This is a genomic window from Deltaproteobacteria bacterium GWC2_65_14 (genome assembly GCA_001797615.1).
Classification (GTDB): domain Bacteria; phylum Desulfobacterota; class Deferrimicrobia; order Deferrimicrobiales; family Deferrimicrobiaceae; genus GWC2-65-14.
Genome location: MGPV01000007.1, coordinates 4,719 through 5,074 on the forward strand (window position 1 = coordinate 4,719; position 356 = coordinate 5,074).

Sequence of the window (356 nt, forward strand, 5' to 3'; positions counted from 1 at the left end):
TATGGCGAGGGCTGCGTTTAGAATGACGATCTGCCGGCCGGCCCCCTGCCGGCCGGTCAGGACCTCCGTCGTGATCCGGGCGTTAGTCTCGGCATCCCCGCCCCGGAGGTCGGAAGCCTGGTAGGTCTCTCCGAAAAGATCCAGGGGATCAATATTGTAAGTCGTGATCAGCCCCTCCTTCAGTTCGGAGACCCGGGTTTCTCCCGTGACGGTCGCCTCGTCGAGGCCGTCGGCGCCGTGGACGACGAAGGCCCGTTTCGTCCCCAGATTCTTCAGGACCCCGGCGAACATCTCCGTGAGCCGCGGGTCGTAGACCCCGATGAGCTGGGAGGTCGCTCCGGCGGGGTTCGTCAAAG

General features: G+C 64.9%; 1 pseudogene (only partly in view). It reads right to left on the bottom strand.

The window, feature by feature from the left end:
- Positions 1-356, bottom strand: a pseudogene (locus A2X88_10850) (anthranilate phosphoribosyltransferase) (it extends past both window edges: 117 nt to the left, 1,138 nt to the right).